Origin of the sequence: Cellulomonas sp. ACRRI (genome assembly GCF_022346185.1) — a bacterium.
Taxonomy (GTDB): Bacteria; Actinomycetota; Actinomycetes; order Actinomycetales; family Cellulomonadaceae; genus Cellulomonas.
Genome location: NZ_JAKRMS010000060.1, coordinates 1 through 24364 on the forward strand (window position 1 = coordinate 1; position 24364 = coordinate 24364).

Here is a 24364-nt window from a genome sequence, read left to right on the forward strand (position 1 = left end):
ACCCCCACCCGCTGGCGAGCGAGGATCAGTCAATTCGGCTGCTATGGGAACCGCCCGACGGGGTCGGACCGGCTCCCGTATCAACCAAGACCCACCGACACCGACCAGCCAACCCCGAACGGGGCGACCACCCGAGCCGATGAACCATCTTGGCATCAACTACTAGGCACACTGTTGAGTTCTCAAAGAACAGACGCGCATCCCCCGCCCACCCGTCTCAGGGCGACCGGCCGGAGGCTCGGTTCCAATCTACCAGAGTTCCTGGCCCGCTTTCCGCGCCTTCCGGCGTTTCTTCGCGTTCCTGAACCCTACCAGAGCTTCTTTCCTGTCTTCACCGCCCGTTGACCGGGCGTTTCCGACGTTCCGAAACCCTACCAGGCTTTCCGACCCGCTTTGTCCGCGGCATTTCGCGGAGCAGCTCGTCGGACCCGGTCCGGCGCGACCGAGGAGACGCCGAAGCGCCTGCGGGTCGTGCCGGGGGTTCGTCGTCCGCGGGACCAGCCGCCGAGGTGACCCTCGGTGTCCGTTCCTCCCTGCCGGGCGACGAGGAGATACCTTACGCACGCCGTCCGACCATCGTCAAACCGGCGCCGCGGGCGCTCCCCGCACCCCGTCCCACCTGGGCTTTCGCCGCGCGGTGGCCCGGGTGACCCCCTGTCGTCGAGCCGGGACCTCGGTCCCGCGCCCGTCGAGCTCCTCCAGAGTGACCCACGCCGCCGCGCCACGCAACCCGGCGGCGCCCCGGGTCCGGGCGGAGCGCACGAGGGGCGGCCCGCACCCGCGGACCGCCCCTCGTGCGACCTCCCCACCGACCCGGGTGGGTCGGCGCGCCCTCAGTCGCGGGCCACCCGCGCCACGGCCAGCGTCCGCTTCCCGCGCCGCAGCACCAGGAACTCCCCGTGCAGCAGGTCGCCGGCCTCGACGAGGGCGCCCTCGTCGGTGATCTTCCGGTTGTTCACGTACGCCCCGCCCTCGGCGACCGCCCGCCGGGCCGCGCCCTTGCTGGGGACCAGGCCGGTCGCGGCCAGGACGTCGACCAGCGGGTCGCCGGCCGCGACGTCCGCCGACGGCAGCTCGGCGACCGCGGCGCTCAGCGTCGCGGCGTCCAGCTCCCCGAGGTCGCCGCCGCCGAACAGCGCGCGGCTCGCGGCGATCACCTTCTCGGTGGCCTCGACCCCGTGGACCAGCGACGTCACGTCGTAGGCCAGCGCCCGCTGCGCCTCCCGGGCGGCCGGGCGCGTGGCCACCGCCTCCTCGAGCTCGGCGATCTGCTCCCGGGTCCGGAACGTGAACACCTTGAGGTAGCCGATCACCTCGGCGTCGTCCTGGTTGAGCCAGAACTGGTAGAAGGCGTACGGGCTCATCATCTCGGGGTCGAGCCAGATGGCGCCGCCCTCGGACTTGCCGAACTTCGTGCCGTCGGCCTTGGTGATGAGCGGGGTGGTGAGCGCGTGCACCGACGCGTGCTCGGCCTTGCGGATCAGCTCGACGCCGGACAGCAGGTTCCCCCACTGGTCGTTGCCGCCGGTCTGCAGCGTGCACCCGTGCCGGCGGTGCAGCTCCAGGTAGTCCATGCCCTGCAGGATCTGGTAGCTGAACTCGGTGAACGAGATGCCCTCGTCGGACGCGAGCCGGCGGGCCACGGTGTCCTTCGCGAGCATCGTGCCGAGCCGGTAGTGCTTGCCGATCTCCCGCAGGAAGTCGATCGCGGTGAGCTCGCCCGTCCAGTCGAGGTTGTTCACCATGCGCGCGGGGTTCTCCCCGTCGAAGTCGAGGAACCGGCTGATCTGGGACTGCAGGCGCTGCACCCACTCGGCGACGGTGTCCTTGGTGTTCAGCACCCGCTCCCCCGACATCCGCGGGTCGCCGATGAGGCCGGTGGCCCCGCCGACGAGCGCGAGCGGGTGGTGGCCCGCGAGCTGCAGGTGCCGCATGAGAACCAGCTGCACCAGGTGCCCGTGGTGCAGCGAGGGCGCGGTCGGGTCGAACCCGGCGTAGAAGGTCACCGGGCCGGCGTCGAACGCCTCGCGCAGCGCGTCGAGGTCGGTGGTCTGGGCGACGAGGCCGCGCCAGGCGAGCTCGTCCAGGAGGTGGGTCACGTCGTGCTCCTTGCATCGCGCGGCCGCCGGGGCCGCACCGTCGGCGGAAGAGGTCATGCCGGCGTCGTCCCGCGCTGCGGGCTGCTTCCCGACGCCGGCCGGCGATACGCGGGCCGGAAGGCGGACACGGTGGGCTCGCCGGCGAGCCAGAACCGCCACGGGTACCGGGAGGCGTCGCCGCCGGGCCCGGCGACCCCGACCCGCGGCCCGGTCGCGTGGGCGCCCACCACCGCGTCGGGGTCCCGGTGCACGACGACGCGCCCGCCGGGCTCGGTCAGGTCGGCGCCGTAGTCGGCGAGGTCCAGGCCGAGCGCGACCGCGAGCCGCGCCGGGCCGCGCGCGATCTGCCGGTCGGTGTCGACGACGCCGGAGCGCAACCGCCGCGCGCGGGCGAGCTCGACGCCGTCGACGACCTCGCCCGCGCGCAGCAGGACCGCGGAGGCGGCACCGGCGGGGCCGGTCACGACGTTGACGCAGTGGTGCAGGCCGAGGTGCCGGTACACGTACAGCCGGCCGGGCTCGCCGAACATGACGGCGTTGCGCGCGGTACGGCCGCGGAAGGCGTGCGAGCCCGGGTCGGCCTCGCCGGCGTACGCCTCGACCTCGGTGATGCGCAGGGTGACGTCGCCGTCCTCGGACCGCACGGTCACGTACGCGCCGAGCAGGTCGGCGGCGACGGTGAGCACCGGCCGGCCGAACCAGGTCCGCGCGGGCACGACGCCCGGCACGCCGCCGGGCAGCAGCGGCCCGGGGTCCGGCAGCGACCGCGCCGGCACCGTGACCGGGCCGGGTGCGACGCCGGCACCGGCGGCCGTCGCGTCGCGCGCGTCGTCCGCCGCGCTCCCCTGGACCGGCTGGCTCACCGGGCCATCCTGCCCCATGCGTCGACCCGCACGTCGGCGCGTCCACGGGTGCCCTCGCGCGCGAAGTGCGCCGCCTCGTCGCGCATCCACCGCTCCCAGTGCGGCCGGGCCTGCGCGCCGTCGCGCTCCAGCCCGCGTGCCAGCCGCATCCCGTCGTCGGCCTCGACCCACACCAGCAGCGACAGGTCACCGGCGGCCGCGAGGCGCCCGGACCCGCAGCCCTCGAGCACCAGCACGCCCGGCACCGGCACGTCGACCCAGCCGCCGAACCGCCCGGCAGCCCAGTCGTAGCGCTGGAACCGACCGGGCACGCCGCGGCGCAGCGGCTCGAGCACCTGCGCGGCGAGCCGGGGCCACAGGTCGCCCTCCAGCCCCGCCCAGCCCGCGTAGAGGTCGTCCATGTGCACCACGTGCGCGCGGACCCCGGCGCCGGCGCACCCGCGCGCCACCGCCGCGGCCAGGGTGGTCTTCCCGGAGCCCGCCGGGCCGTCGACCGCCACCACCCGCACCCGCCCGAGCCGGGGCGCCCGGGACAGCAGCAGGGGCACGACGACGCCCGCGGCGTCCTCGTGCCCCTGCTGCGCGCTCAGCGGGTCCACGCGGCGATCGTGCCAGACGTCAGGAGGCCCACGCGCGCAGCTCGGCCGCCCGGGCGCGTGCCCGCGCCAGCTGCTCCGCCACCCGCACCGGCGCGGTCCCGCCGTGCGCGGACCGCGACGCGACCGAGCCCTCGACGCTCAGCACCGACCGCACCTCGGGCGTCAGCGCCGGGTGGATCGCGGCGAGCTCGTCGTCCGTCAGCTCCCACAGCTCCACCGGCGGCTCGTGCTGCTCGCAGGCCCGGACGCACGCGCCCGCGACCTCGTGCGCCACCCGGAACGGCACGCCCTCGCGGACCAGCCACTCGGCGATGTCGGTCGCGAGCGAGAACCCGCGCGGGGCGAGGGACGCCATCCGCCCGGTGTCGAACCGCAGGGTCGCGACCATGCCGGCGAACGCCGGCAGCAGGACGGTGAGGGTGTCGACCTGGTCGAACACCGGCTCCTTGTCCTCCTGGAGGTCGCGGTTGTACGCGAGCGGCAGGCCCTTGAGGGTGGTGAGCAGCCCCGTGAGGTCGCCGACCAGCCGCCCGGCCTTGCCCCGCGCGAGCTCGGCGACGTCGGGGTTCTTCTTCTGCGGCATGATGCTCGACCCGGTCGAGTAGGCGTCGTCCAGCCGGACGAACCCGAACTCGACGGTCGACCAGAGGATGATCTCCTCGGCCAGCCGGGACAGGTCGACGCCGAGCATCGCGGACACCCAGGCGAACTCGGCCACGACGTCGCGCGAGGCGGTGCCGTCGATGGAGTTCTCCACCGGGCCGTCGAAGCCGAGGTCGGCCGCGACGGCCGCCGGGTCGAGGCCCAGCGAGGACCCGGCCAGCGCGCCCGAGCCGTACGGGGACACCGCGGCGCGGCGGTCCCAGTCGGCGTACCGCTCGACGTCGCGCAGCAGCGGCCACGCGTGCGCCAGCAGGTGGTGCGCGAGCAGGACCGGCTGCGCGTGCTGCAGGTGCGTGCGCCCCGGCATGATCGCGTCGCCCGCGGCCTCCGCCTGCGCCACCAGCGCGTCGACGACGTCGAGGGTCAGCCCGACGATCGCGCGCGCCTCGTCCCGCAGGTACATCCGCACCAGCGTCGCGATCTGGTCGTTGCGCGACCGCCCGGCGCGCAGCCGCCCGCCGAGGTCGGCCCCGGCGCGCTCGATCAGCCCGCGCTCCAGCGCGCCGTGCACGTCCTCGTCCGACTCGGCGGCGACGAACGCCCCCGACGCGACGTCGGCGCGCAGCCGCTCGAGCGCGTCGAGCATGCCCGCCAGGCCCGCGTCGTCCAGCAGCCCCGCTGCGTGGAGCACGCGCGCGTGGGCGCGCGACCCCGCGATGTCCTGCGGCGCCAGCCGCCAGTCGAACTGCGTCGACTTGGACAACGCGGCGAGCGCGTCCGCGGGGCCGCCGGCGAACCGGCCGCCCCACAGCGCGCCGGCCTGCTCAGGCATCGATGCCGCCCTGCGAGCCGAGGTCCTCGGCGTTGCCGAACTTCACGTCGCGCGCGGCGGCGAGCTTGGACGACAGGCCGTAGATCTCGATGAACCCGCGGGCCGCCGACTGGTCGAACGTGTCGCCCGAGTCGTAGGTCGCGAGGTTGAAGTCGTACAGCGACGTCTCGGAGCGCCGGCCGGTGACCGTGGCACGGCCGCCGTGCAGCACCATGCGCACCTCGCCGGAGACGTAGCGCTGGGTGTCGTCGATGAAGGTGTCGAGCGACTTCTTCAGCGGCGAGAACCACTGGCCGTCGTAGACCAGCTCGGTCCAGCGCTGCTCGACCTGGCGCTTGAACCGGGCCTGCTCGCGCTCGACGGTGACGTTCTCGAGCTCCTGGTGCGCCGCGATGAGCGCGATGGCGCCCGGCGCCTCGTAGACCTCGCGGGACTTGATGCCGACCAGGCGGTCCTCGACGATGTCGATCCGGCCGACGCCCTGGGCGCCCGCGCGGCGGTTCATCTCCTGGATGGCCTGCAGCGGGGTGACCGGCACGCCGTCGAGGGCGACCGGGACGCCCTGGTCGAACGTGATGACGACCTCGTCGGCGACCGGCGGGAACGTCGGGTCGTCGGTGTAGGTGTAGACGTCCTTGGTCGGCTCGTTCCAGATGTCCTCGAGGAAGCCGGTCTCGACGGCGCGGCCCCACACGTTCTGGTCGATCGAGAACGGGTTGTGCTTGGTGGTCGCGATCGGCAGCTTCTTCCGCTCGGCGAACTCGATCGCCTTGTCGCGGGTCAGCGCCAGGTCGCGCACCGGCGCGAGGCACTTGAGGTCGGGCGCGAGCGACGTGATGCCGACCTCGAACCGGACCTGGTCGTTGCCCTTGCCGGTGCAGCCGTGCGCCACGGTGGTGGCGCCGAACTGGCGGGCCGCGCGCACCAGGTGCTTGACGATGACCGGGCGGGACAGCGCTGAGACCAGCGGGTACCGGTCGAGGTACAGGCCGTTGGCGCGCAGGGCGGGCATGCAGTACTCGGCGGCGAACTCGTCGCGGGCGTCGGCGACGTACGCCTCGACGGCACCGCAGTCGAGCGCGCGCTGGCGGATGACCTCGAGGTCCTCGCCGCCCTGGCCGACGTCGACCGCCACGGCGATCACCTCGGCGCCGGTCGCCTCGGCGATCCAGCCGATGCCCACGGAGGTGTCCAGGCCGCCCGAGTAGGCGAGGACGACGCGCTCAGTCATGTTCTTCTCTTTCGGTGTCGTGAGTGGTGCGGAGCGGGAGGGGGCGGACCGGCGGATCAGCCGGTCGTCGCCAGCTCGAGGAACCGCGCGGCGAGCGCGGTGCCCTCGGGACCGTCGGCGCCCTCGCGGGCGATGACGAGGACGGTGTCGTCCCCCGCGATGGTGCCGAGCACGCCCGGGAGCACCGAGTGGTCGATCGCGGAGGCGAGGAACTGGGCGGCCCCGGGCGGGGTCCGCAGGACGACCAGGCTGCCGGAGGCCTCGGCGGTGACCAGCAGCTCGGAGCACAGCCGCGCGAGCCGGGCGGCCAGCGCCTCGGCGTCGACCACGGGGGCCGGCGACCGGTCGCCGCCCTCCCCCGGCACGGCGTAGGCGAGCGACCCCGTGGGGGTGCGGATCTTCACCGCGCGCAGCTCGACGAGGTCCCGGGACAGCGTGGCCTGGGTGACGGTGACGCCCTGGTGCGCCAGGAGGTCGGCGAGCTCGGACTGCGAGTGCACCGACTCCCGGGACAGCACGTCGCGGATCAGCGCGTGCCGCGCGGCCTTGGTCGACGGGACCCGGCCCGTGGTGGCGGCGGGCTCGTCCGCCCGGCCGGTCGCCGCGGTCACGCCGCACGCTCCAGGAGCCAGGCCAGCAGCGCCTTCTGCGCGTGCAGCCGGTTCTCCGCCTCGTCCCAGACGACCGACTGCGGGCCGTCCAGCACCTCGGCGGTGATCTCCTTGCCCCGGTAGGCCGGCAGGCAGTGCAGCACGAGGGCGTCCGGGGCCGCGAGGGCCAGCGCCGCGGCGTCGAGCCGGTACGGCACGAACGGCCGCTCGCGCTCGGCCGCCTCGGCCTCCTGGCCCATCGAGACCCAGGTGTCGGTGGCGACGGCGTCCGCGCCGGCGACCGCCGCGGCCAGGTCGTCGGTCACCTCGACCGAGCCGCCGGTGGCCGCTGCGATCCGGGCCGCCGCCGACACCACCTCCGCGGCCGGCAGGTACGCCGCCGGCGTGGCGATCCGGACGTGCATCCCGGCAGTCGCCCCGCCCAGCAGGTACGACTGCGCCATGTTGTTCGACCCGTCGCCGGTGTAGGTGAGCTGGAGACCGCGCAGCGCCGCGACGCCGCCCCGGTGCTGGGCGATCGTCAGCAGGTCCGCGAGGATCTGGCACGGGTGGAAGTCGTCGGTCAGCGCGTTCACGACCGGGACGCCCGCGTGCGCGGCCATCTCCTCGATCCGGGCCTGCGCGTGCGTGCGCCAGACGACGGCCGCGACCTGCGGGCCGAGCACCCGGGCGGTGTCGGCGATGGACTCCCGGACGCCGATCCGCGCCAGGTTGCCGTCGACCAGCAGCGGGTAGCCGCCGAGCTCGGCGACGCCGGTGGTGAACGACACCTGGGTCCGCAGCGTCGGCTTGTCGAAGATGATCGCCACGGCGCGGGGGCCGTCGAGCGGGCGGCGGGCGAACCGGTCGCCGCGCAGCGCGAGCCCGAGCTCGAGGACCTCGGCCTGCTCGGCGGGCGACAGGTCGTCGTCGCGCAGGAAGTGCCTCACGCCGCGCTCCCCAGGTCGTGCGGGAGCGCCGCGAGGAAGTCGGTGAACGTCGCCGCCTGCTCGCGGGTGAGCACGTACGGCGGAGCGAGCCGGATGGTCTGCGGGGTGCACGGGTTGACGATGAACCCGGCCGCCAGCGCGCGTGAGGCGACCTCGGCCGCGACCGGCGCGGTGAGCTGGACGGCGACGAGCAGGCCCTCGCCGCGCACCTCGGCCACCAGGGGGTGGCCCAGCCCGGCCAGCGCGCCGCGCCACCAGGCGCCCAGGTCCGTCACGTGCGCCAGCAGCCCGTCGCGCTCGATCACGCCGATGGTCGCCAGTGCCGCGGCCGCGGCGACCGGGTTGCCGCCGAACGTGGTGCCGTGCTGGCCGCGGCCGAGCAGCGTCGCCGCCCGCTCGCCGTACGCCACGACCGCGCCGACGGGGAAGCCGCCGCCGAGGCCCTTGGCCAGCGTGACGACGTCCGGGCGGATGCCGCCGCCCAGGTGCGGGTGCTGGTGCGCGAGCCAGGTGCCGGTACGGCCCATGCCGGTCTGCACCTCGTCGAGGATCAGCAGCGCGCCGTGCGCCGCGGTCAGCTCGCGGGCGCGGGCCAGGTACCCGGCCGGCAGCGGCAGCACGCCGGCCTCGCCCTGGATCGGCTCGAGGAACACCGCGGCGACCGTGTCGCCCGCGCCGTCGGCGAACGCCGCCTCCAGCGCGGCGGTGTCGCCGAACGGCAGGAACTCGACCCCGCCGGGCAGCGGCTCGAACGGCTCCCGGTACGCGGCCTTGGACGTGAGCGCGAGCGCGCCCATCGACCGGCCGTGGAACGCGCCCTCGAGCGCCAGGACCCGGGTCCGGCGCACGCCGCCGGGGCCCTCGCTGTTCCGGCGGGCCATCTTGAACGCCGCCTCGTTGGCCTCGGTGCCGGAGTTCGTGAGGAACACCCGGGAGCCCTCGGGCGCGTCGGCGACGGCGAGCAGCCGCTCGGCCAGCGCGATCTGCGTCGGGCTCGCGAAGAAGTTGGAGATGTGGCCCAGCGTGCCGAGCTGCGCGGAGATCGCCGCGGTCAGCGTCGGGTGCGCGTGGCCGAGCGAGTTGACCGCGATGCCGCCGAGCAGGTCGAGGTAGCGGAACCCGTCGGCGTCCCACACGTACGGGCCCTCGCCGCGGACCAGCACGCGCTGCGGCGCGCCGAAGGTGTCCATGAGCGCGTGGCCGTAGCGCTCGGTCCAGTGGGCCACGGAGTCGGCCCCCGCCAGCGCGGCGGGGTCCTGGGGCTCCAGGTGCTGCTCGGTCACTCAGCTCACCTCGGGGACGTGGGGGACGTGGGGCGTGCCGGGCGCCACCTGCGGGATCGGGGCGGTGAAGGGCGAGGGCGTGGGCTCGTCGTCGGGCAGCACCATGGTGCCGACGCCGTCGGACGTGAACACCTCGACCAGGATCGAGTGCGCCTGCCGCCCGTCGATCACGTGCGCGCGCCCCACGCCGCCGGTGACGGCCCGCCAGCACGCCTCCATCTTCGGCCGCATCCCGGAGTCCAGGGAGGGCAGCAGGTCGGCCAGGGCGCCCGCGCGGATGCGCCGGGCCAGCGACGACCGGTCGGGCCAGGAGGTGTAGAGCCCCTCGACGTCGGTGAGCACGATGAGCTTGCGCGCGCCGAGCGCCACCGCGAGCGCCGCCGCGGCCGTGTCGGCGTTCACGTTGAGCACCTGCGTCGGGTCGTCGATGTCCGGCGCGACGGTCGACACCACCGGGATGCGGCCGGCGTCGAGCAGGTCGAGCACGGCACCCGGGTTGACCTCGACCACGTCGCCGACCTGGCCGACGTCGACCTGCCGGCCGTCGACGATCGCGGTCCGGCGGCGGGCCTGCAGCAGGCCGCCGTCCTCGCCGGACAGGCCGACCGCGTACGGGCCGTGCGCGTTCAGCAGGCCGACCAGCTCGCGGGACACCTGCCCCGTGAGCACCATGCGCACGACGTCCATCGCCTCGGGCGTGGTCACGCGCAGGCCGCCGCGGAACTCGGACTCGATGCCGAGCCGGTCGAGCATCGCGTTGATCTGCGGCCCGCCGCCGTGCACGACGACCGGGCGCAGGCCGACCTGGCGCAGGAACACCATGTCCTCGGCGAACGCGCGCTTGAGGTCGTCGTCGACCATCGCGTTGCCGCCGTACTTGACGACGACGAGCGCGCCGGCGAACCGCTGCAGCCAGGGCAGCGCCTGGATCAGCACCTCGGCCTTCTGGTCGGGGCGCAGGTCGGTGCGCGTGTCGAACGCGTCGTCGTGCGGGGGCGGGGCCTGCAGGCTCATGTGGAGTACGCGCTGTTCTCGTGGACGTAGTCGTGGGTCAGGTCGTTGGTCCAGACGGTCGCCGTGGCGTCGCCCGCGTGCAGGTCGACGTCCACCCGGACCTCGCGGGCCGCGGCCAGGTCGACGAGGTCGCGCGGCTCCCCCACGCCGCCGGCGCGGCAGACCTGGACGCCGTTGATCGACACGTCGAGGCGGGCGGCGTCGTACGGCGCGACCTCCTCGGGCACGGTGCCGACGGCGGCGAGCACGCGCCCCCAGTTCGGGTCGTTGCCGAACACCGCGGCCTTGAACAGGTTCGACCGGGTGACGGCGCGGGCGACGGCGACGGCCGCCTCCTCGGAGGTCGCCCCGGTGACGGTGACCGCGATGTCGTGCGAGGCGCCCTCGGCGTCCCCCACGAGCTGCCGGGCCAGGTCGGCGGAGGCGGCGGCCACCGCGGCGGCGAACACCTCGGGGTCGGGGGTCACGCCGCTGGCGCCGGAGGCGAGCAGCAGCACGGTGTCGTTGGTCGACATGCAGCCGTCGGAGTCGACCCGGTCGAACGTGGTCCGGGTGGCGCGGCGCAGCGCGGCGTCGGCCTGCTCGGCGGTGACGACCGCGTCGGTGGTGAGCACGACCAGCATCGTCGCGAGGCCCGGCGCGAGCATGCCCGCGCCCTTGGCCATGCCGCCGACGGTCCAGCCGTCGCCCACGACGGCGGCGGTCTTGCTCACGGTGTCGGTGGTCATGATCGCGGTGGCGGCGTCCGGGCCGCCGTCGGCGCTGAGCGCTGCGGCGGCGGCGTCGGTGCCGGGGAGCAGCAGGTCCATCGGCAGCCGCTCGCCGATCAGGCCGGTCGAGCACACCAGCACGTCGCCCGCGGAGGCGCCGAGCACCTCGGCGACGTGCTCGGCGGTGCGGTGGGTGTCGAGGAAGCCCTCGGGGCCGGTGCACGCGTTGGCGCCGCCGGAGTTGAGCACCACCGCGGTGGCGACGCCGTCGGACACGGCCTGTCGGGACCACACGACCGGCGCGGCGACGACGCGGTTGGTGGTGAACACGCCGGCGGCGACGTGCAGCGGTCCGTCGTTCACGACCAGGGCGACGTCCGGCTTCCCGGACGGCTTGAGGCCGGCGGTGACACCCGCGGCGCGGAAGCCGCCCGGCGCGGTCACGCCCGCGGTCTCGATGGCGGCGGTCACGGGGCGACTCCCTCGGTGGTGAGGCCGGTGCGCTCGGGCAGTCCGAGCGCGAGGTTCAGCGACTGCACCGCGGCGCCCGCGGTGCCCTTGACCAGGTTGTCCAGCGCGCACAGCGCGACGACCCGGCCGGCGCCCTCGTCGACGGCCACCTGGACGAGGGCGGTGTTGGCGCCGGTCGTGACGCCGCTGGCCGGCCACTCGCCCTCCGGCAGCAGCTCGACGAACGGCTCGGCGGCGTAGGCCGTCTCCCAGGCGGCGCGGACCGACGCGGCGTCCGCGCCGGGCGCCAGCGGTGCGGTGACCGTCGCGAGGATGCCGCGGGACATCGGGACCAGGACCGGGGTGAACGACAGGCCGACGGCGGCCGCGCCGGCGACGCCGAGGTTCTGCTGGATCTCCGGGATGTGCCGGTGCGTGCCGCCGACCGCGTAGGGCTGGGCGGAGCCGAGCGCCTCGGACGCGAGCAGGTGGGACTTCAGCGACTTCCCGGCGCCGGAGTAGCCGACCGCGAGCACCGCCACCACGTCGGCCGGGTCGAGGACGCCCGCGGCGACACCCGGCTGGAGCGCGAGGGTCACGGCGGTGACGTTGCAGCCGGGGACGGCGATCCGGCGCGCCTGCGCGAGCGCCGCGCGCTGGGCCGACGGCGTGGCCTCCCCCGCGTGCAGCAGCTCGGGCATGCCGTAGGGCCAGGTGCCCGCGTGCTCCGTGCCGTAGAACCGGCGCCACGCCTCCGCGTCGGTCAGCCGGTGGTCCGCGCCGAGGTCCACGACCAGCGCGCCGTCGCCCCGGTCCGCGAGCGCCGCGGCGATCTCGCCCGACGCGCCGTGCGGGAGCGCCAGCACCACGACGTCGTGGCCCACCAGCTCGTCGACCGAGGTCGGGGTGAGCACGCGGTCCGCGAGGCCGCGCAGGTGCGGCTGGTGCGCGCCGAGCCGGGTCCCGGCGTTGGAGTGGGCGGTGAGCGCGCCGATCTCGGCCTCGGGGTGGCCGAGCAGGAGCCGCAGGGTCTCGCCGCCGGCGTACCCGGAGGCGCCCGCGACGGCGACGGAGAAGGACATGTGCATGACCATACACCCGACTGCACACTGATGCATCGACCCCCGCCCGGCGCGCCGGCCCCCGTGTCCGGGCACCGGGCGCGGGCTCGCGACACCCGGCCGATCGTCGCCTGACCACCTGGTCCGTCGGGTGGTCAGGCGACGACCGGGTGGAGTTCCGGAACCGGCGGGGCCCCGGCGCGGGACACGGGGCCGACCCCTGACACGGCCGGAATGCCCGGGCGGGCGGCGTCGTTGCTGACCGTATGCACGCGATCCTCGCCACCGAGCCGGGTGGACCCGACGTCCTCGAGCCCGACGAGATCCCCGACCCGCTCCCCGGTCCGCGCGACCTCCTGGTGCGGCTGAGCGCCGCGGGCGTGAACTTCATCGACACCTACCGGCGCAGCGGCGTGTACGCGATGCCGTTCCCGCACGTGCCCGGGTCCGAGGGCGCGGGGGTCGTCGAGGCCGTGGGCCGCGAGGTGCGGGACTTCGCCGTCGGCGACCTGGTCGCGTGGGCGTCGGCGCCGTCGTCCTACGCGGAGCTCGTCGTCGTGCCGGAGGCCGTCGCGCTGCGCGTGCCGGACGGGGTGGCCGAGGAGGTGGCTGCGGCGCTGCCGCTCCAGGGCCTCACCGCGCACTACCTGGTGACCTCGACGTTCCCCGTGCTGGAGGGCCAGGACGTGCTGGTGCACGCCGGGGCCGGCGGGGTCGGCCTGCTGCTGACCCAGCTCGCCGCCGCCCGGGGCGCGCGGGTCATCACCACGGTCGGCACCGCCGAGAAGGAGGCGCTGTCCCGCGCCGCCGGCGCGGCCGAGGTCATCCGGTACACCGAGCTCGACGACCTGACCACCGAGCTGCCCGCGCTGGTGCGCGACCTGACCGGCGGCCGCGGCGTGCACACCGTGTTCGACGGGGTGGGTGCGACCACGTTCGAGGCCTCGCTCGCGTCGCTGCGTCCCCGGGGCGGCCTCGCGCTGTTCGGCGCGTCCTCCGGGCCGGTGCCGCCGTTCGACCCGCAGCGGCTCAACGCCGCCGGGTCCCTGTTCCTCACCCGGCCCACGCTGGGCCATTACACCGCCACCCGGGACGAGCTGACCCGGCGGGCCGACGAGCTCTTCGCGGCCGTCGCCGCCGGGACCCTCGAGGTCCGGGTCGGCGCGACCTACCCCCTGGCCGAGGCCGCCGAGGCGCACCGCGCGCTCGAGGGCCGGGCCACCACCGGAAAGGTGCTCCTCACCGCATGAGAGACCTGCACGTCGAGATCTGGTCCGACATCGCCTGCCCCTGGTGCTACATCGGCAAGCGCCGGTTCGCCGCCGCGCTCGCCGACTTCGAGCACCGGGACCACGTCCGCGTGACGTGGCGCTCGTTCGAGCTCCAGCCGGACGCCGAGCCGTCGACGGCCCACCCCGGGCTGACCGAGGCGCAGATGCTGGCCGAGCGCAAGGGCATGCCCGTCGACCAGGTGCGGCAGATGTTCGACCAGGTGACGGCCGTCGCCGCGTCGGTCGGTCTGGCGTACGACTTCGACACCGTGGTGCCCGCTAACACCTTCGACGCGCACCGGCTGGTACACGTGGCCGCCTCGCTGGGCGGCGATCCTGCCGCGGCCGAGGTCGTCGAGCGGCTGATGAGCGCGCACTTCGAGCACGGGCGGGTCGTCGACGACCTGGACGTGCTGGTGGAGATCGCGGTCGAGGCCGGGCTGGACGGCGACGCCGTGCGCGCCGCGCTGGCCGCCGACGCCGGGGCGGGCGCCGTGCGCGCCGACGAGGCCGAGGCCGCCGCGCTGGGCATCCAGGGCGTGCCGTTCTTCGTCGCCGACCGCCGGCTCGGGTTGTCCGGTGCGCAGCCGGTCGAGGTGTTCGCCCAGCTGCTGTCGCAGGCCTGGGCCGACGCGAACCCGCCGCTGGCGATCCCCACGATCGCGGGGGCCGCGGACGCGGAGGCGTGCGGGCCGGACGGCTGCTGAGGCGCTGACGCGCGGGGCGCGGCTCGTGGACGGGACCGGGTGTCCGAAACGTCCACGACCCGCGCCCGCCGCGGCGCCTACGGTCGTCGCATGACACCGCAGCTGGACATGATCGGGCTGGTCGCGAGCGACCTGCCGCGCACCCTCGCCTTCTACCGCGCCCTCGGGCTCGACCTGCCGGCGTCGGCCGACGCCGAGCCGCACGTCGAGGTCACCCTGCCCGGCGGCCTCCGGCTCGCCTGGGACACGGTGGACGTGATCCGCTCGTTCGACCCGGGCTGGGCGCCGCCGACGGGCGGGCACCGCGCCGCGCTGGCGTTCCGGTGCGCGGACGCCGCCGAGGTCGACGCCGTGTACGCGCGCATGGTCGACGCCGGGTTCGCCGGGCACCTCGCGCCCTGGGACGCCGTCCGGGGCCAGCGGTACGCGGTGCTGCACGACCCGGACGGCACCGCGGTCGACCTGTTCGCCGACGCGGGCTGACCCGGCGCGCCGCCGGGGCGCGCCGCGGCGGCCGGGCGTCGGGCTCCGGCCGCGGGACACCGGCCGCCGGACGCCGGCCGCCGGAGCCGCGCGGCCTACGGTCTCCGGCGCGACCCACGCCGATCGGCGAGGGGGAGGCCGGAATCCGTAGGTGACGCGGACGCCGCGGCGCCCGCGCGCCCGGCCGCGAGCGCCGCGGGCGATCGCCCCGTCAGCGCGCGGACCTCGCGGGACAGGTGCGGCTGGTCGGCGTAGCCCGCGCGCTGCGCGACCTCCGCCAGCGGGACGCCCGCGTCGAGCAGCGGGAGGACCCGCTGCAGCCGCAGCACCCGCCCGAGCGTCCGCGGGCCGTACCCGAACGCCGCGAGCGAGCGGCGGTGCAGGGTGCGCGGCGTGACGCCGAGCCGGTCGGCGATGTCGGCGGCCGACGTCGCGCGGGCGGCCAGGCCGGCGACGACCGCGGCCTCGCGCGGCCGGCCGCCGCGCTCCGCCAGAAGCGCCGCGACCCGCCGCTCGAGGTCGGCCGCCCCACCCGCCGCGACGGCGTCCGCCCAGGGCCGCGCGGCCCGGGTGCCCCAGACGTCCGCGAGCTCCGGGCGCCCGTCGCGCAGGGCGTCCGCGGGGAGGCCGAGCAGGACCGGGGCGGCGCCGGGCGGCAGCCGGAGGCCGAGCGCCGCCGCGCCCGCGGGCAGCGGGTCGGACGGGTGCGCCCGGGTGTCCGGGCCCGCGACGAGCAGCCGCCCGCCGGACCAGACGAGGTCCATGCAGCCGTCGGGCAGCACGTCCTGTCCGGGCTCCGGGGCGCCTCCCCCCGCGCCGGACGGCGTGCCGGCCCGCGCCGTCCGCGCCGCCGCCGGTGCGCCCGGCACCGCCTGGCGCCCGGTCACCGACCACAGCACGGCACCCGGGACGCGGGTCGACGGTCGCTCGGCGTACACGTCCGGCAGCATCCCACCGCGGTCCGACGGGACACGGGCCCGGATGCGGCGGCGCGGGACCGGACGCGGGACGGGCCCCCGCCCGCCGGAGCGATCCGGCGGGCGGGGGCCCGTCCTCGTGCGGGGCTCAGGTCACTTCTTGACGGTGACCGTCACCGGCGCGCTGGTGCTGCCGGCGACCACGTCGGGCCGCGAGGGCACGAACACCGCCGTGTACTCGTGCGCACCCACCGAGGCGGTGCGCGGCACGGAGCCGAGCGCCAGGCCGAGCACCACCGGCGAGCGGCCGATCACGCGGTCGCCCTCCCGGAACTCGACCGTGCCGGACGGGAACCAGGTGCCCTCGACCCGGACCTGCGACACCAGCAGCGTCGGCAGCCAGGTCCCGTAGGTCTGGCTGTTGCGGCTGGCCGACAGCGTGACCGAGGACTGCTTGAGCTCCGGCTCCGGCTCCTGCGCGGCCGCCACCGTGACCGGCAGCGTCACGACGGTGCCGCTCGGGGCGGCGACCAGGGTGAGCACGTGCTCGCCCGCCGTCGTCCCCGCCGGGACCGTCACCGCGACCTGCGCCGCGCCGTCGGTCACCGTCGCCGAGCCGATCGACGCGCCGTCGAGCTGCACGTCGATCGACGTGTTCAGCGGCGAGCCGAGGCTGGTCAGGTTCAGGCCCGTGACTGCGAAGGCCAGCTCGGTGCCCGCCGTGACCTCGTCGGGCAGGGCCGGCACGCCGACCGCCCGCTCGTCGAACTCGGGCGACAGGCCCGGGTGCGCCTCGAGGTAGGCGATCCACGCGTCCCGGTCGATCAGACCCGAGTCGGTGGTGCCGGAGCCCTCGGCCAGCACCCGGAAGTTGTCGCCGCCCTGGGCCAGGAAGGAGAACGTCCCGATGCGGTACTCCGCCGCCGGGTCGATCGCCTCGCCGTCGACGGTCACCGAGGTGATCCGGCTCCCCAGCGGCTGCGACTCGTCGTAGGTGTACGAGACGTTGTCCGACAGCCCGAGCTGCAGGTAGGGGCGGCTCGGGATCGTGCCGTCCGCGTTGGTCTGCCACTGCTGCTCGAGCATCGTGACGACCTGCTCGCCCGTCAGCGTCGTGGTCCAGAGGTTGTTCACGAACGGCAGGACCGCGTTGGCCTCGGCGTAGGTGATGGTGCCGTCGGGCGCGTACAGCAGCTCCGCCCGCAGGCCGCCGGGGTTCACGACGCCGATCTGGGCGCCGCCGCGCTCGTCGGACGACAGCGTCTCGAGCAGCGAGTCCGCCACCAGGTTGCCCAGCGTCGACTCCTTGGACCGGTCGTCGCGGGTGCCGCCCGTGTAGACCCCGTTCGTGTACGAGCCGCCCGCGTAGGCGGTCGTGATGTCCGCGGTCACCGAGCCCTTGGGCTGGTTGCCGACCACGGCCGCCTCGGCCAGCGCGGCGTCGACGATCGTCTTGACCTCGGCGACGCGCGGGTACTGCGCCACCAGGGCCGCGTCGAGCTGGGCCTGGGTCTGGCCCGCCGCCGGGGCGACGCGCTTGACGTTCTCGCCGGTGAGCGCGGAGACCGCGTCGGAGGCCGGGTCGTACGTCAGCGTGACCTTGCCGATGTTCTCGCCGTAGGAGCCGGTCTGGACGATCGGGCGGGTCCACTCCCCGGAGGCCTCCGGCTCAGCGGGCCCGTACCAGGCGTACTGCTTGTGGGTGTGGCCCGTGAAGATCACGTCCACGTCGCCCGAGGTCAGCGTGGCGATGTCCGAGAAGGCGCCGCCCGCGGCGATCTCCTCCTCCAGCGTCGCGCCGTCCGGCGTCCCCGCGCCGGCGCCCTCGTGGTACTCGGCCACGATCACGTCGGCCTCGCCGTTGGTGTCGTCGCCGTCGGACAGCTGCGCGGCGACGCGGTTGACCGCCTCGACCGGGTCGCCGAAGTCCAGGTCGGCGATCCCGCCCGGCGCGACGAGCGTCGGGGTCTCCTGGGTGACGACGCCGATGACGCCGACCCGCACGCCGTCGACGTCGAGCACCGTGTACTCGTCGAGCGCCGGGTTCTCGGTGCCCTTGTCGTAGACGTTCGCGCCGAGGTACGGCCACGCCGCGTTGGTGCCGCCGGCGATCACGCGGTCGACCAGGTCGGCGTAGCCGCGGTCGAACTCGTGGTTGCCGACCGCGGACGCGGCCAGGTCGAGCGCGTTGAGCACGTCGATCGTCGGCTGGTCCTCGGCCACCGCGGAGGCGAACAGGGACGCGCCGATGTTGTCGCCGGCGGACAGGAAGACCGCCGCGCCGCCGGCGGCCTCGGCCGCCGCCCGCTGCTGCTCGACCGTCCCGGCGAACGCGACCGTGTTGGCGTCGATCCGGCCGTGGAAGTCGTTGATGTTGAGCAGCGTGAGGTCGACGGGGCCGTCGGGGGTGGTGCCGGTGTCGCCGGCGGTCAGGCCGACCAGCACCGGGTCGTGGTCCGAGGACCGGTACGCGTCCGGCGCGTAGAACAGGCTGCCGTGCGCGTTGTAGCGGCTGTACTCCAGCGCCACCGACTCGCCGGCGTTGATGTTCCACACGTCGGCGCCGGTCGCCCGGCCGAGGGCCGCGTCGTTCAGCAGCACGTGGTCCAGGGAGCCCGAGAGCCCCTGGTACGAGTAGGAGTACTCCCCCGCGTCGAGCGCCGTCGTCGCGTCGGTGTAGCCCGCGGCGTACAGCACCTGCAGCGGGTCCTCCTGGGTGTAGGAGTTGAAGTCGCCGAGCAGCGCGACCGCCTCGGCGTCGCCCTGCACCGTCGGCACCCAGTCGCGCAGCGCCTCGGCCTGGCGGACCCGGGACTCGTTGGACGCGCCCTGGCCGTCGCCGGTGTCGGCGTCGCCCGGCCACGGGCCGGCCGAGCCCTTGGACTTGAGGTGGTTCACGACCACGAACAGCTGCTCGCCACCCTCGGTCGGCACGAAGGCCTGGCCGATCGGCTCGCGCGCGTTGCCGAACGCCTGGTCGTCGCCGGACTGCGTGCCGAGCGCGCGGGCGTCGCCCACGGTCTCGACCGCGGCCGGGCGGTAGATCAGCGCGTTGGTGATGGTGTCCTGCTCGGACGCGTCCGGCAGCTCCTTCGAGGACGGGACGAACGCCCAGGTGCCCTCGCCGGCCGCCGCGTTGAGCGCGGCGGTGAGCGTCGACAGCGCCTCGTCGGGCACGCCGTCGACGGCCGCGGAGTTCTCGATCTCCATGAGGCCGACGACGTCCGCGTCGAGCGCGTTGATGGCGGCGACGATCTTGTCCTGCTGGCGCTGCAGGTCGGCCTGGTTCCACGCGCCGCGCTGCGCGCAGCCCTCACGGACGGTCACCGGGGTGCCCGCGCGGTCGGTGTAGGGCACGCAGGACGCGGTGTCGGCGCCGAGGGTGGTGAAGTAGTTGAGCACGTTGAACGACGCGACCGTCACGTCGGCCTCGCCCAGGCCCTCGGGGGCCGGGGTGCGGTCGTTCTCGAACGTCGCCGGGTAGCCGTCCGGGTTCGCCGCGTCGAGCGGCAGCGTCGGGCTGAGCTTCCACGCGCTGTTCCGGTAGTCGACGACCACCGGGGCGGTGAACGTGGCCGCCGCACCCACGCGGACCGGGTTGTCCAGCGACACGTACGGCGGGGTCAGGCCGGTGTTCGCGGCCGACAGGAAGTTGGTGCTGGCGCCGTCGTCCAGCACGACCCCGCGGGCGGCGGCGTCCGCGACGGCCGCGTCGTACTCCGGGGTGCCCGGCCGCGCGACCTCGGTCGGCTGGATCAGCGGCGTCGTCCCGGACGCCAGGCCGACCTCGCCGTACTGGTTGGTCGAGTAGGTGTTGGTCACCGTCAGGTCGCCCGACGGCAGGTAGAGCATCGACTCGAGCGTCTCGCGCGCGGCGTCGCCGGCCGGCCAGGCGGCCGTCACGGGCTCGACCGGGGCCGGGGCGTCGCCCAGCTCGACGAGGCCGGCGGCGCTGCCGACCGTGATCTCGGTCAGGCCCTGGTACTCCGACACGGCGCCGGTGACCCGGACGTGGTCGCCGATCGCGACCGAGCCCGCCGTGGCGCCCGAGAACACGAAGACCGCGTCCGAGGCGGTCCGGGCCGAGACGTCGGTGTCCCCGCCCGTGCCCGGCGTCTGGATGACGTAGCCGCGGTAGCCGCCGGTCGCGTAGACCGCGGTCACGACGCCGGACGTCGTCACCGTCTGGCCCGCGAGCGGCGACGTGTCGCCCGGGCCCTGGACCTCCGCGATGGTGTGGGTGTCCTCCGCCGCAGCCGCGGGGACCGCGGTCAGGGGTACCCCGACCATCGCCCCCACGGCGGCGAGGCTCGCCGCCCACCTGGTGCGTGTGCGTACAGCGCTCACCGATCTTCTCCGATCCCCCGGGGCGCTTCTGGCGCCCTCGTCAGCAGGCCGCATCACAGTCGTCACACAGCCGTCTGACAACGTATGGGCGGTATGTCCGGATACACAAGCACGCCGGGGGGACACGAAGGTTGCGATCGGGTGAACGCCCGATCACCCGGGCTGCTCCGGACGGGGCGCGCGCGGCGAGGTCGTCGGTTCCGTCCGGCGGCGGGGGTGCGCAACCGACGACCTCGGGCGCAACCGACGACCTCGCGCTGCGGGCGGGGCCCCGGGACGGCGACGGCCCCGTGCCACGCCCTCGGAAGGGCGCGGCACGGGGCCGTCGGGGTGCTGCTACGCGCGGAGGGTGGCGCCGAAGCGGCGCTCGGCCTCCGCCACGACCGCGGCGCGCACGGCCGCGGTCTCGTCCGCGGTGAGCGTGCGGTCCGCGGCGCGCAGGCGCAGCGCGAACGCGAGCGACCGCTGGCCCTCGCCGACCTGCTCGCCGGTGTACACGTCGAACAGCCGCGCGCTCTCCAGCACGTCGCCCGCCGCGCTCGCCGCGGCGCCGGTGCGGACCGCGTCGAGCACGTCGGCCACCGGCACCTCGGCCGGGACCACCAGGGCCACGTCCTCCTTGGCGACCGGGAACGTCGACACCTCGGTGGCGACGACCTCCGTACGGGGGGCGGCGGCGAGCAGCACGTCCAGGTCGACCTCGAACGCGCTCGCCCGCGCCGGCAGCCCGAGGGCCGCGACGACGTTCGGGTGCAGCTCGCCGGCGTGGCCGGCCACGGTGCCGTCGGCGGTGGTGAACCGCGCGCAGCGACCCGGGTGCCACGGCGCCCGCTCGGCGTCCGCCGCGACCGCGAGCTCGACGCCCAGGGTCTCGGCCAGCAGCCGCACGGCGTCGATCGCGTCGGTGTGGTCGGCCGCGCGGCCGGGCCCCCACCACCCCGCGGGCTCCCGCAGGCCGGTGAGCACGCCGGCGACGTGCCGCGGCTGGTGCGGGACCGCCGCGCGCACCGCGTCGAGCACGTCGTCCGACGGCCGCTGCGCGATCGGCGGGACCGGGGCCGACGCCGCGCCCGGGCGGGGCAGCGTGACCGCGCCGACCTCGTACACCGCGAGGTCGGTGGTCCCCCGCGCCACGTTCCGGCGCGCCGTGTCGAGCAGCGTCACCAGCAGCGACGCACGCATGGACGGCCGCTCCTCGGACAGCGGGTTCGCCAGCCGGACCATGGTCCGCCGCTCGTCGTCGGCGGGCAGCGCGAGCGCGTCGAGCTGCGCCTCACCGACGAACGGGTAGGACAGGGTCTCGACCCAGCCCGCGTCCGCGAGCACCTGCGCGACCCGGCGCCGCCGCCGCTGCGCCACGGTCAGGCCGAGGCCCACCGGCGACCGCGGGACGACCGACGGGATCGCGTCGTACCCGTGCAGGCGCGCGACCTCCTCGACCAGGTCGACCGGCTCGGTGAGGTCCGGGCGCCAGGTCGGCACCGTCACGGAGACGACCGCGTCCGCGCCGGCGCCGACGACCTCGCCGACCGTGCAGCCGATCTCGCGCAGGTAGCGCGAGACGGCGGCCACGTCCAGGTCCAGGCCGATCAGCCGCGCGGGCAGGTCGACCGGCAGGCGCAGCACCGGCGGCGGGGTGGTCAGGTCGACGTCGGTCAGCACCGGGTCGGCCGTCCCGCCGCCGTGCTCGACCAGCAGCTCGACCACGCGGGCCGCCGCCACGCGGGGCAGCTGCGGGTCGACGCCGCGCTCGAACCGCTTGCTCGCCTCGCTCGGCAGCTTGTGCCGCCGGGCGGTGCGGGCGATCGAGACCGGGTCGAAGTGCGCGGCCTCGATCAGCAGGTCCGTGGTCGACTCGGACACCTCGGTCTCGGCACCGCCCATCACGCCCGCCAGGCCGAGCACGCGCCCGGCGTCCGGGCCGTCGGTGATGAGCAGGTCCTCGGGGTCCAGCGCCCGGTCCACGCCGTCGAGGGTGGTCAGCCGCTCCCCCGCCCGGGCGCGCCGGACGACGATCGGGCCGTCGAGCGTCGCCAGGTCGTAGGCGTGCAGCGGCTGCCCGAGGTCGAGCATCACGTAGTTCGTCACGTCGACGGCGAGCGAGATCGGCCGCATGCCGGCCTGGGTCAGGCGCTGCTGCATCCAGGTCGGCGACGGCTTGCTCGCCGCCACGCCGCGGACGACGCGCGCGACGAACCGGTCCGCGCCGGCGACGCCGTGGATCGGCGCCTCGTCGCGGAGCTCGACGCCGAAGCCACCCGTGGTGGCCAGGCCCTCGTCGGCGCCCGTGCGCGGCAGACCGCGGTCGGTGAACGCCGCGCCGGTCGAGTGCGCGTACTCGCGGGCGACACCCCGCATCGCGAAGCAGTAGCCGCGGTCCGGGGTCACGTTGATCTCGAGGACCTCCTCGCCGAGCCCGAGGAGGGCGCGGGCGTCGGTCCCGGGGGCGGCCTCGATGCCCAGCTCCGACAGCACGATGATGCCGTCGTGGTCGTCGCCGAGGCCCAGCTCGCGCGAGGAGCAGATCATGCCGTCCGACACGTGGCCGTACGTCTTGCGGCTGGCGATCGCGAACGGACCGGGCAGCACCGTGCCGGGCAGCGCGACGACCACGTGGTCGCCCACGTCGAAGTTGTGCGCCCCGCACACGATGCCGCGCGGCGTGCGCGTGCCGTCCTCGGCGGTGCCGTTGTGGTCGCCCACGTCGACCTGGCACCAGTTGATGGTCTTGCCGTTCTTCTGCGGCTCGGGCACGCGCTCGACGACGCGGCCGACCACGAGCGGGCCGGAGACGGCGGCGGGGTGGACCGCCTCCTCCTCGAGGCCGACCTTCACCAGGTCGGCCGCCAGCTGCTCGGCCGAGAGGCCCGCAGGGAGCTCGACGTGCTCGCCCAGCCACGTCAGGGGGATGCGAGGCATCAGATCACCGCCCGGAACTGGGTGGAGAAGCGGACGTCGCCCTCCACCATGTCGTGCATGTCCGCGATCTCGTGACGGAGCATGAGCGTGCGCTCGATGCCCATCCCGAACGCGAAGCCGGAGTACACCTCGGGGTCGACGCCCGCCGCGCGCAGCACGTTCGGGTTGACCATCCCGCAGCCGCCCCACTCGATCCAGCCGGGCCCGCCCTTCTTCTGCGGGAACCACAGGTCCATCTCGGCGCTGGGCTCGGTGAACGGGAAGAACGACGGCCGCAGCCGCGTGCGGGCGTCCGGCCCGAACATCGCCTTGGCGAAGTGGTCCAGCGTGCCCTTGAGGTGCGCCATCGTCAGGCCCTTGTCGACCGCGATGCCCTCGACCTGGTGGAACACCGGGGTGTGGGTCGCGTCGAGCTCGTCGGTGCGGAAGACCCGGCCCGGGCACGCGACGTACAGCGGCACGCCGCGCTCCAGCAGGCTGCGGGCCTGCACCGGCGAGGTGTGCGTGCGCAGCACCAGGTGCGGGTCGGGCTCGCCCTCGGGCGCCGCGACGTAGAAGGTGTCCTGCATCTGCCGCGCCGGGTGGTCCGGGCCGAAGTTCAGGGCGTCGAAGTTGAACCACTCCGCCTCGACCTCGGGGCCCTCGGCGATCTCCCACCCCATCGCGACGAACACGTCGGCGATGCGCTCCTGGAGCAGCTCGAGGGGGTGCCGGGCGCCGCGGGGCTCGCGGTCGGACGGCAGCGTGACGTCGACGGCCTCCTCGACGAGGACGCGGGCGTCGCGCTCGGCGGCCAGCACCTCCTCGCGGGCGGCGATCGCGGCGTTCAGCCGGCCGCGGGCCTGGCCGAGCGCCTTGCCGGCGACGGCCTTGTCGGCGGGGGCCAGGCCGCCGATCGCGCGGTTCGCCAGCGCCAGCGGGCTGCGCTCGCCGGTGTGCGCGAGCCGCGCGGACTTGAGGGCGTCGAGGTCGCCGGCCGCCGCGACGGCCGCCAGGGCCTCGTCGAGGGCGCGGCCGACGGCGTCGGCGTCGAGGGGGTTCAGGGGTGTGTCGGGCGTGGACATCCGGACCTTCTCTGCAGGTGGAGCGGCGGGGCGGCCTGCGGCGGGCGCGCGGGGCGCGCGCGACGGGCCGACCGACGGGCGAGTCTAGTGGCGCCCGCTCCGGGGCCTCGGGACCGTCCGGGCCGTGGCGCCGGACGGGACCTGCGCGCCTCTCAGCGCCGCGGCCCGGGAACGGGCCCGGGAAATCGGCGGCCGAGGGGGCGGGTGGCGGTCATGGCCGCCATCGTGCCACAGGGGCCGAGGCGCGGGGGGGCCGGGGGCGCCCCCCCCCCCCCCCCCCCCCCGGGGGGGCCCCCCCCCCCCCCCCCGGGCCCCGGGGGGGGGGGGGGGGCGGGGGGCCCCCCCCCCCCCGGGGGGGGGGGGGGGGGGGG

18 protein-coding genes are annotated in these 24364 nt (G+C 75.6%); 3 read left to right on the forward strand and 15 right to left on the reverse strand.

The window, feature by feature from the left end:
* Positions 1-833 precede the first annotated feature (833 nt).
* The 11 genes from tyrS to argC form a co-directional block, all read right to left on the reverse strand.
* Positions 834-2099, reverse strand: coding sequence for a tyrosine--tRNA ligase (gene tyrS, locus MHY85_RS11920; protein WP_239196548.1), 1266 nt, complete (start codon positions 2097-2099; stop codon positions 834-836).
* A 53-nt stretch (positions 2100-2152) separates the two neighbouring features.
* The gene (locus tag MHY85_RS11925; protein ID WP_239196578.1) at positions 2153-2860 is read right to left on the reverse strand and encodes a DNA-3-methyladenine glycosylase; all 708 of its coding nucleotides are present in this window, start codon (positions 2858-2860) and stop codon (positions 2153-2155) included.
* 98 nt (positions 2861-2958) lie between these two features.
* Positions 2959-3561: a uridine kinase gene (locus tag MHY85_RS11930; RefSeq protein WP_239196550.1), complete on the reverse strand. Its 603-nt coding sequence runs from the start codon at positions 3559-3561 to the stop codon at positions 2959-2961.
* A gap of 19 nt (positions 3562-3580) precedes the next feature.
* Positions 3581-4996 (reverse strand): argininosuccinate lyase, encoded by a 1416-nt coding sequence (argH, locus tag MHY85_RS11935; RefSeq protein ID WP_239196552.1) that lies wholly within the window; start codon positions 4994-4996, stop codon positions 3581-3583.
* Positions 4989-6227 carry an argininosuccinate synthase gene (locus tag MHY85_RS11940; protein WP_239196554.1) on the reverse strand — a complete coding sequence of 413 codons (1239 nt, stop codon included), beginning with the start codon at positions 6225-6227 and terminating at the stop codon, positions 4989-4991. Before MHY85_RS11940 ends, argH begins: the two co-directional genes overlap by 8 nt.
* 56 nt (positions 6228-6283) lie before the next feature.
* Positions 6284-6838: an arginine repressor gene (locus MHY85_RS11945; protein ID WP_239196556.1), complete on the reverse strand. Its 555-nt coding sequence runs from the start codon at positions 6836-6838 to the stop codon at positions 6284-6286.
* Positions 6835-7767: an ornithine carbamoyltransferase gene (gene argF / locus MHY85_RS11950; RefSeq protein WP_239196558.1), complete on the reverse strand. Its 933-nt coding sequence runs from the start codon at positions 7765-7767 to the stop codon at positions 6835-6837. The genes MHY85_RS11945 and argF overlap by 4 nt, the downstream gene beginning before the upstream one ends.
* On the reverse strand, positions 7764-9050 hold the full coding sequence (locus MHY85_RS11955; protein WP_239196560.1) for an acetylornithine transaminase: 1287 nt from the start codon (positions 9048-9050) through the stop codon (positions 7764-7766). Before MHY85_RS11955 ends, argF begins: the two co-directional genes overlap by 4 nt.
* Entirely contained in the window at positions 9051-10064 is a 1014-nt protein-coding gene (gene argB / locus MHY85_RS11960) for an acetylglutamate kinase (RefSeq protein WP_239196562.1), read from the reverse strand.
* The gene (argJ, locus tag MHY85_RS11965) at positions 10061-11245 is read right to left on the reverse strand and encodes a bifunctional glutamate N-acetyltransferase/amino-acid acetyltransferase ArgJ (protein WP_239196564.1); all 1185 of its coding nucleotides are present in this window, start codon (positions 11243-11245) and stop codon (positions 10061-10063) included. The genes argB and argJ overlap by 4 nt, the downstream gene beginning before the upstream one ends.
* Complete coding sequence (gene argC / locus MHY85_RS11970; protein WP_239196580.1) at positions 11242-12312, reverse strand: N-acetyl-gamma-glutamyl-phosphate reductase; 1071 nt, start codon at positions 12310-12312, stop codon at positions 11242-11244. Before argC ends, argJ begins: the two co-directional genes overlap by 4 nt.
* 239 nt (positions 12313-12551) lie before the next feature.
* Between argC and MHY85_RS11975 the strand changes: the two genes are divergently transcribed.
* From MHY85_RS11975 to MHY85_RS11985, 3 genes are all read left to right on the forward strand, one after another.
* Entirely contained in the window at positions 12552-13535 is a 984-nt protein-coding gene (locus tag MHY85_RS11975) for a quinone oxidoreductase (RefSeq protein ID WP_239196566.1), read from the forward strand.
* Positions 13532-14263 carry a DsbA family oxidoreductase gene (locus MHY85_RS11980; protein ID WP_239196568.1) on the forward strand — a complete coding sequence of 244 codons (732 nt, stop codon included), beginning with the start codon at positions 13532-13534 and terminating at the stop codon, positions 14261-14263. Before MHY85_RS11975 ends, MHY85_RS11980 begins: the two co-directional genes overlap by 4 nt.
* A 90-nt stretch (positions 14264-14353) precedes the next feature.
* Positions 14354-14746, forward strand: a complete 393-nt coding sequence (locus MHY85_RS11985) for a VOC family protein (RefSeq protein WP_239196570.1) — start codon at positions 14354-14356, stop codon at positions 14744-14746.
* Positions 14747-14841: 95 nt separating this feature from the next.
* Here MHY85_RS11985 and MHY85_RS11990 read toward each other — a convergent pair whose 3' ends face one another.
* The 4 genes from MHY85_RS11990 to pheS all read right to left on the reverse strand — a co-directional run bounded on the left by MHY85_RS11990 (position 14842) and on the right by pheS (position 23993).
* The gene (locus MHY85_RS11990; RefSeq protein ID WP_239196572.1) at positions 14842-15684 is read right to left on the reverse strand and encodes a helix-turn-helix transcriptional regulator; all 843 of its coding nucleotides are present in this window, start codon (positions 15682-15684) and stop codon (positions 14842-14844) included.
* Between the two features lie 132 nt (positions 15685-15816).
* Positions 15817-19953 carry an ExeM/NucH family extracellular endonuclease gene (locus tag MHY85_RS11995; RefSeq protein WP_239196582.1) on the reverse strand — a complete coding sequence of 1379 codons (4137 nt, stop codon included), beginning with the start codon at positions 19951-19953 and terminating at the stop codon, positions 15817-15819.
* Between the two features lie 393 nt (positions 19954-20346).
* Positions 20347-22929 carry a phenylalanine--tRNA ligase subunit beta gene (pheT, locus tag MHY85_RS12000; RefSeq protein WP_239196574.1) on the reverse strand — a complete coding sequence of 861 codons (2583 nt, stop codon included), beginning with the start codon at positions 22927-22929 and terminating at the stop codon, positions 20347-20349.
* Positions 22929-23993, reverse strand: coding sequence for a phenylalanine--tRNA ligase subunit alpha (gene pheS / locus MHY85_RS12005; protein ID WP_239196576.1), 1065 nt, complete (start codon positions 23991-23993; stop codon positions 22929-22931). Before pheS ends, pheT begins: the two co-directional genes overlap by 1 nt.
* Positions 23994-24364: the final 371 nt, after the last annotated feature.